Genomic DNA, 6734 nt, shown 5'->3' on the forward strand with positions numbered 1-6734 from the left:
GATGATCTGGGCGGCGCCCGAGATGATCATGCATCAGGAGGGCAGCGTCTCGATGCCGGGCGTGAATGACGATATCCAGCGTCACGCGCGCGTGCGGATCAGCTATCGCGATCTCGATGGCACCGCGCATGAAGAAGAGGCCGACGGATTGCGTGCCGTGTGCCATCAGCACGAGATCGATCAGCTCAATGGCCTGTTCTGGATCCAGCGCCTGTCGCGCCTGAAGCGCGAGCGGATCATCAAGCGCTTCGAGAAAATCTCGCGCGCCTGATCAGGCCTCGAACAATTCGCCGAGCAGCGCCGACAGCGCGCGGAAATCGGCCTCGCGGACGCTGCGATGGCGCCAGGCCAGCACCAAGGTGCGCGACGCGCGCGGGCCATCGAACGGGATCAGCTGCAGGCTGGTGCCGGCGATCGCACCGGCCTTGATGGCGATGTCCGGCAGCAGCGTGACGCCCATGCCGTTCTCGACCAGTTGCACCAGCGTCGTGATCGAATGCGCGCGCACGTCTTCTGCACCGGGCTGCAAGCCGCGGCCGACCGCGGAGAGCACGTGCTCGCGCAGGCAATGGCCCTGCCCGAGCAGCAGCAACGTCTCCTCGCCGAGATCACCGACATTGGCCTCGCTGGCATTGGCAAGGCGATGCTGTGCCGGCACCGCGAGCGAAAACGGATCGCGCGCCACCACGGCATGGGCGTAATCATCTTCCGGCGGCACATGGGCGATGAAGGCGGCGTCGAGTTCGCCGCTGTCGATGAGGCGCAGCAGATCCTGCGTCAGGCCTTCGCGCACTTTCAGGCTGAGATCGGGATAGCGTGCACGCAACGCCGGCAGCAGCTTTGGCAAAGCAAAGGGCGCGATCGACGGAATCATGCCGAGGCGCAGCTTTGTCGTCAGCGGCGCGCCATCGATGGCGGTGAGGCCCGGCAGTTGCTGGATCTGATCGAGAATATGCCGCGCCTTCGCCACCACGGCCTCGCCGAATGGCAGCAGCGTGACACGGCGCTGCGAGCGGTCGATCAGGAGGCCACCGAGCTCTTCCTCGAGGCCCTGGATCGCCGAGGTCAGTGTCGATTGGGAAATATGCGCCGCAGTGGCCGCAGCCGAAAACGAGCCGGCTTCGGTGAGCGTGACCAGATAATGCAGGTGGCGCAAATTGACGTTGATCAACGTCGCATTCCTATCGACAAAACCGAATTCAAGTTTCGGTTTAATCGTTTTGACGGTTTGGGTGCACTGCACCTAAACCATGGAAATCAGGCCCAGAGCAAGGCGCATCAATTGTTGCACCGGCTCGTCGCCTCGCCTCTAACGTGAAAGATCGCCCCCATGATCATCGGCCAGACCATTCCGTCGTTTTCCGTCACCGGCGTGAAGCCCGGCTTCAACAATCACGAGGAAGCCGGCGTCTCGGCTTTCGAGACGATCACGGAAGCGAGCTTCCCCGGCAAGTGGAAGATCATCTTCTTCTATCCGAAGGATTTCACCTTCGTGTGCCCGACCGAAATCGCCGAATTCGCGCGTCTCGCTTCGGACTTCGAAGATCGCGATGCCGTGGTGCTCGGTGGCTCCACCGACAACGAATTCGTCAAGCTGGCCTGGCGCCGCGACCACAAGGATCTCAACAAGCTGCCGATCTGGTCGTTCGCCGATACCACCGGCTCGCTGGTGGATGGCCTCGGCATCCGCTCGCCGGAAGGCGTCGCCTATCGCTACACCTTCATCGTCGATCCGGACAACGTGATCCAGCACATCTACGCGACCAACCTCAATGTCGGCCGCGCCCCGAAGGACACGCTGCGCGTGCTCGATGCGCTGCAGACCGACGAACTGTGCCCTTGCAACCGCGAAGTCGGCGGCGAGACGCTGGCGGCAGCGTAAGCAGCTCCTTTTCGCTGCACCGTTTTTGCGGCGGGCCCGAAAGGCCCGCCGTTTTCGTTCTCACATATTTCGAAGGATCATCATGTCGATCGACGCCCTGAAATCCAAGCTGCCCGACTTTGCCAAGGACACCCGCCTCAACCTCTCCTCGATGGCGTCCGACGAGACGCTGTCGAAGAATCAGAAATACGGCCTGTTCGTCGCCTGCGCGATCGCCTCGCGCAATGCCGAGGTGAAGCAGGCGCTGATCGCCGAAGCCGAAGGCCAGGTGGATGCCAGCGTGATCACGGCCGCCAAGGCGGCAGCGACCATCATGGGCATGAACAACATCTATTATCGCTTCGTGCATCTGGCGACGAACAAGGACTACAAGACCATGCCGGCCAAGCTGCGCATGAATGTGATCGCCAATCCCGGCGTCGACAAGATCGACTTCGAATTGTGGTCGCTGGCCGTCTCCGCGATCAATGGCTGCGGCATGTGCATCGACGCCCATGAAGACGTGCTGCGCAAGGCCGGCGTCTCCACCGAGGTGATCCAGGCTGCGGTGCGCTTCGGTTCGATCATCCAGTCGGTGGCGATCGGGCTGGAAGCTGCGTAATAACAAGGGCGATCGGGCACGTGCCCGATCGCCCTTGGCTTAATACTGATCGTGCCGCCGTACCCATGACATGGTGAAGTCGAGCCCGTCTTCGTCGCGGCCTTTGGGCACCATGTCGAGGAAATGATAGGCGCCGTTTACTTCCTCGACGCCGCGGCCGAAGATCGAATAGGTGTGAAACACCTCACCCGCGTCATTCTTCGCGAACACGCTGATGCCGACCTGTTCTGACGTGGTGTTCGGCTGGACCTTGTAATTCCAGTAGGTCTCGCCCTTCGCCAGATCCTCCGGCGGGAATGCGCCGTAATAATCGATACTGAAATCGCTGCGGTCCGAGACCCAGGGGAAGCTCCAGCCCAGACGCTGGCGATAAGCCAGCAATCGCTGCAATGGCGCCCGCGACACGGCCGTGAAGGCAACGTCGCGGTGTTTCAGATGGACCGGAATGCCATTGAAATTATCGGCCCAGAACGAGCAGGACTTGCAGCCCTCCTGCCAGTCCGGCCCGAACATGAAGTGATAGACGATGAGCTGCGAGCAATCGCCGAACAGATCGGCGAGCGTGCACTCGCCGCTTTCACTGTCGAAGCGATAAGGCTTTGACACACGTTCCCATGGCAGCGCCATGCGGCGGCGTGTAAGTTCATCACGCTGGCGTGTGAACGCCTTTTCGGCCTCCATCAGGTCGAGCCGCGCCTTCAGCCAGTCTTCGTGCGAAACGACGGTGTTCTGCATCGTGACCTCCCTCGTCGGTTTGACCGCAGGTTCAATCTGGCAGGCGTGCCCCGTATTCCTCGTGCAGGCGCTGCCAGACGTCCCAATATGGTTTTGGCTCCTCGCCATTCAGACGCGACACCAGCACATCGAGGTGCGTATGCCAGCCGGCGCTGACCTTGAGCGTATTGGCACGATCGCTGATGCGGCGATGGATCACGGTAAGCAGCACCTTGCTGCCTTGCGGATTGAGCTCGAATGTCACCTCGCCACGCGGTGCCCAGGTGAACGTGATCTTGCGCGGCGGATCGACTTCGACGATCTCGCTCTGCATGCGGTGCTCCGCGCTGAATCCCTCGGGCCGCTTCGCAGGCGGATTGGAGAGTTCGTCATTGCGCCACACGAATTCGAATGGCGCGCCCACGCTCATCTGCATGTCGCCCGACGCGAGCCACTGTTTGCGCAGATCGCTGTCGGTCAGATAGGCCCAGACCCGTTCGATCGGGCCCGGCAGCAGGCGCTGGATGGTCAGTTCGGCAGGCCCCGTGAGCGCGCCATAGGCCGATGGCGTGATGTCGTTCATCGCTTCTCTCCTGTCATGCTTTTTGATTTTGCTGCATCGTCGGCGTGGAGCAGTTGTTCGAGCGCATCCAGCCGACCGGTCCAGAACTGCTCGTAGAAGCCCAGCCATTCATGCGCGCTGGCCAGCGGCCCCGGCGCGAGCTGGCACCAATGCGTGCGCCCGCGCACCTCGCGGCGGATCAGGCCCGCACTCTCGAGTGCCTTGATGTGTTTGGAAGCTGCCGCCAGCGACATCTTGTGCGGCTCGGCGAGCTGACCGACCGTGCGCTCGCCTTGCACCAGTTCGCGCAGCATCTGCCGCCGGGTTGCGTCGCCGAGGGCGTGAAAAACGGTGTCGAGCTGGGGTGCAAGCAATTCAACCATGCGGTTGAATATGAACCTGCCAACCCTGATTGTCAACCAAACGGTTGAGGATTCCCGTCTTTAAAATAAAATCAGGACGGCCATAGCGCTTTCAGCGCCCCACTCTCACCTGCCACCGGATCGGATGACGGCACTGACACGGAAGCCATGCGAGCAACCATTTCGGGGCTCGGCGCGTCGCGGCGGATGTCCCATTGCTGGCCGGGCGGATAGGCGCCGATCACGAGAAAATCGCGGCTCGCCTCGATGCGGCAGTGGCCGGTGCCGGCGGGCAGCAGCACCACATCACCGGACTTCACGATGACCTCGGTGCCGTTGGGGCCACCCAGCATCAGCTTCGCGGTGCCGGCAGCAAAGCCCAGCACTTCATGCGCCGTGGAATGATAGTGATGATAGTCGTACACGCCGTTGCGCCACTGCGGCGGCCAACCGTTGCGCCGGAACAGATCTTCGAGCGCGCTTGCATGATCACGCTGAACGTCGCCCAGGACATTTCGATAATGCAGCACCGGCAGCCGCTCATTGTTGGGTACCCAGCCATTGCGCTTCAGCTGCAACACCTCGGGCCCTGCTGGCGCGCCGGTTGCGGATGCCGGAAATGCATTAAGCAGGCCGAGCCCGCCGACCATCAGTCCGAAATCGCGCCTGTCCATGTCCGACATGAGATGATCCTTGCTGCCGCGTTGCCGATGCCCACGATAACGCAGGCGATGGCGAATGGATGACCACTGACGCAAATGTGCGATCGATCGCGGTGCGCGCGCTAGCGCGCATCCAGCCCCATCTGCCAGAAATCGGCTTCGAGCCGTGACGCCTGGCCGAACAGTTTGGCGAGTTCGCCGAAGCGGCGCTCGGTCATTGCGCGGGCGGCGAGATCGTCGAGATGACGGCGCGCATTCGCAGCAATCTCCTGATAGCCAGGACCGGCATATTCGCCGATCCATTCGCGATAGGGATGATCGCCGAGCGCATCTGCGCCATCAGGCGCGAGCTTACGACCGATCTCCGCATAGCCGATGACGCAGGGCGCCAGCGCCACATGGAGATCGAGCAGATCGCCGGCCGCACCGCAATCGAGCACGAAGCGCGTATAGGCCACCGTCGCCTGCAATTCCGGTGCAGCTTCGATGTCGGCCGGTGACAGGCCCCAGCGGCCGCACAGTTTGATGTGCAATTCCATCTCGCCCAGAATGGACGCGAGCCCGCCTTGCGCGATCTTCATGTCGTCGAGCGTGCGGCTCTTGTAGGTCGCCAGTGCATAGGCACGGGCGAACTGGATCAGGAACAGATAGTCTTGCACGAGATAAGTGCGGAAGGCCTTCTCGGGCAGCGTGCCTGCGCCGAGCTGGCGGACGAAATCGTGATCGACATAGGACGACCAGTCATCGATGGCTGCGGCCTTGAGGCGATCGAAGATGTCCATCGATCCCACGCTCACGCGTCGTTTTCGAGGCTCACCAGCACCGCCGCATTGGCGATGATGATGGCATCCGTGCCGCTTTCGGCGGGGATTTCCAGGCCGCCCTTGACGGCCTTCACGGTCACCGTGCCGTAAGGCAGTTCCTTGGCGACCGCGTCCGTATCGACATCATCGGGGTTTGGTACGGCGACGGTGACATCGACGAACATGTCGTGCGGCGTCTTGCCGACCATGCGGAAGAAGCCGACGCTCGAATGCCGGATCGCGTCCGACACTGCGCGCTTGGCTGCCTTGGTGGCGTCACGCCCGTGAACGTCAACGCCCATGCCCATCTCGGTGATACAGCGCACGCGTGCCATCTGGTCTTTCCTCTTTCAGAACCTGTCGCGCGGGAACATGCGCCGGAACCAGTCGTCGAGCAATGCCTTCTCGTAGACCAGGCGATCGCCGCCGAAGCGCGCGGACGGGTTCATCTGATAATTGATGTCAGTCAGCGTTTCCTCGCCACCGCGCGCCCGCCTGCCCTTGTCGGCCAGGACGTAACGCAGTTTGATGCGTGGCGGGGTGACACCGCGCATGATGCGGACATCGCCCATGCTGCCGCCGCGCCATGGCTCGTCCATGCCGGCGCGGTCGATGTCGAGAATGTCGATGGTCAGGTTCTGGCCGGACGCGAGAAACCTGCCGCCCAGTCGTTGCAGATGGGCCTTGATCTCGGCGAGCACGCCCGCATCGGCCGAGCGAAATCCGCTCGAGCCGGCATCGGTGAACCCGTCGGGATCGATGAAGCGGACATTGACGCCGGCAAGGGCATGCGTTGGCGCGAAGGCTGCGATCATCAGCGCCGCCGCAAGGATCGTTCGTTTCACCATGGCTGATCTCCACGCATGTGCCGTTTCACGACGGTCATCCACACGTATCAATGCGGCCACAGTCTGGCGCGCAGACCCTTGCCACTTTGCAATTGTTCAAGGCAGCGATTGCACCTTCGGTGCAATGGACATTGGCGCAGGGCCATTCGCAGGCGCTGGCGCGACTGTGTCTGATTCAGCCGTCTCCGGGACGATTGAAACGGGCTCGGCGGGCTCGCGCGCAGCCGGGATCGATGCTGGCGGAGCCGCGGGAGGTGGCGCCGATGCCGTCGAGGTCAAGGGCTTGCAGAGCATCACGGT

General features: G+C 62.4%; 11 protein-coding genes. 3 read left to right on the forward strand and 8 right to left on the reverse strand.

Annotation, left to right across the window (positions count from 1 at the left end; all coding sequences use genetic code 11):
• Window positions 1-271 (forward strand): peptide deformylase (locus tag ACIQ2A_RS25000; protein ID WP_398484597.1); only part of this gene is annotated, 271 nt, incomplete at its 5' end.
• Here ACIQ2A_RS25000 and ACIQ2A_RS25005 read toward each other — a convergent pair.
• Entirely contained in the window at window positions 272-1171 is a 900-nt protein-coding gene (locus tag ACIQ2A_RS25005) for a LysR substrate-binding domain-containing protein (RefSeq protein WP_398484599.1), read from the reverse strand.
• 159 nt (window positions 1172-1330) lie between these two features.
• Between ACIQ2A_RS25005 and ACIQ2A_RS25010 the strand changes: the two genes are divergently transcribed.
• Both ACIQ2A_RS25010 and ACIQ2A_RS25015 read left to right on the forward strand, forming a co-directional pair.
• Window positions 1331-1882: a peroxiredoxin gene (locus tag ACIQ2A_RS25010; protein WP_398484601.1), complete on the forward strand. Its 552-nt coding sequence runs from the start codon at window positions 1331-1333 to the stop codon at window positions 1880-1882.
• Between the two features lie 82 nt (window positions 1883-1964).
• Window positions 1965-2483 (forward strand): carboxymuconolactone decarboxylase family protein, encoded by a 519-nt coding sequence (locus tag ACIQ2A_RS25015; protein ID WP_398484603.1) that lies wholly within the window; start codon window positions 1965-1967, stop codon window positions 2481-2483.
• A 39-nt stretch (window positions 2484-2522) separates the two neighbouring features.
• Here the strand turns inward: ACIQ2A_RS25015 and ACIQ2A_RS25020 are convergent, their stop codons facing one another.
• The 7 genes from ACIQ2A_RS25020 to ACIQ2A_RS25050 all read right to left on the reverse strand — a co-directional run bounded on the left by ACIQ2A_RS25020 (window position 2523) and on the right by ACIQ2A_RS25050 (window position 6434).
• Entirely contained in the window at window positions 2523-3218 is a 696-nt protein-coding gene (locus ACIQ2A_RS25020; RefSeq protein ID WP_398484605.1) for a DUF899 domain-containing protein, read from the reverse strand.
• Window positions 3219-3249: 31 nt separating this feature from the next.
• On the reverse strand, window positions 3250-3780 hold the full coding sequence (locus tag ACIQ2A_RS25025; protein WP_398484607.1) for an SRPBCC family protein: 531 nt from the start codon (window positions 3778-3780) through the stop codon (window positions 3250-3252).
• On the reverse strand, window positions 3777-4142 hold the full coding sequence (locus tag ACIQ2A_RS25030) for an ArsR/SmtB family transcription factor (RefSeq protein ID WP_398484609.1): 366 nt from the start codon (window positions 4140-4142) through the stop codon (window positions 3777-3779). Before ACIQ2A_RS25030 ends, ACIQ2A_RS25025 begins: the two co-directional genes overlap by 4 nt.
• Before the next feature lie 71 nt (window positions 4143-4213).
• On the reverse strand, window positions 4214-4804 hold the full coding sequence (locus ACIQ2A_RS25035) for a cupin (protein WP_398484611.1): 591 nt from the start codon (window positions 4802-4804) through the stop codon (window positions 4214-4216).
• Window positions 4805-4905: 101 nt separating this feature from the next.
• Complete coding sequence (locus ACIQ2A_RS25040) at window positions 4906-5565, reverse strand: TenA family protein (RefSeq protein ID WP_398484617.1); 660 nt, start codon at window positions 5563-5565, stop codon at window positions 4906-4908.
• A gap of 11 nt (window positions 5566-5576) precedes the next feature.
• The gene (locus ACIQ2A_RS25045) at window positions 5577-5921 is read right to left on the reverse strand and encodes a Lin0512 family protein (protein WP_398484613.1); all 345 of its coding nucleotides are present in this window, start codon (window positions 5919-5921) and stop codon (window positions 5577-5579) included.
• A 15-nt stretch (window positions 5922-5936) separates the two neighbouring features.
• Window positions 5937-6434 (reverse strand): DUF3016 domain-containing protein, encoded by a 498-nt coding sequence (locus ACIQ2A_RS25050; protein WP_398484615.1) that lies wholly within the window; start codon window positions 6432-6434, stop codon window positions 5937-5939.
• Between the last annotated feature and the right edge of the window lie 300 nt (window positions 6435-6734).

It is taken from the genome of Tardiphaga sp. (assembly GCF_044336785.1).
GTDB lineage: Bacteria > Pseudomonadota > Alphaproteobacteria > Rhizobiales > Xanthobacteraceae > Tardiphaga.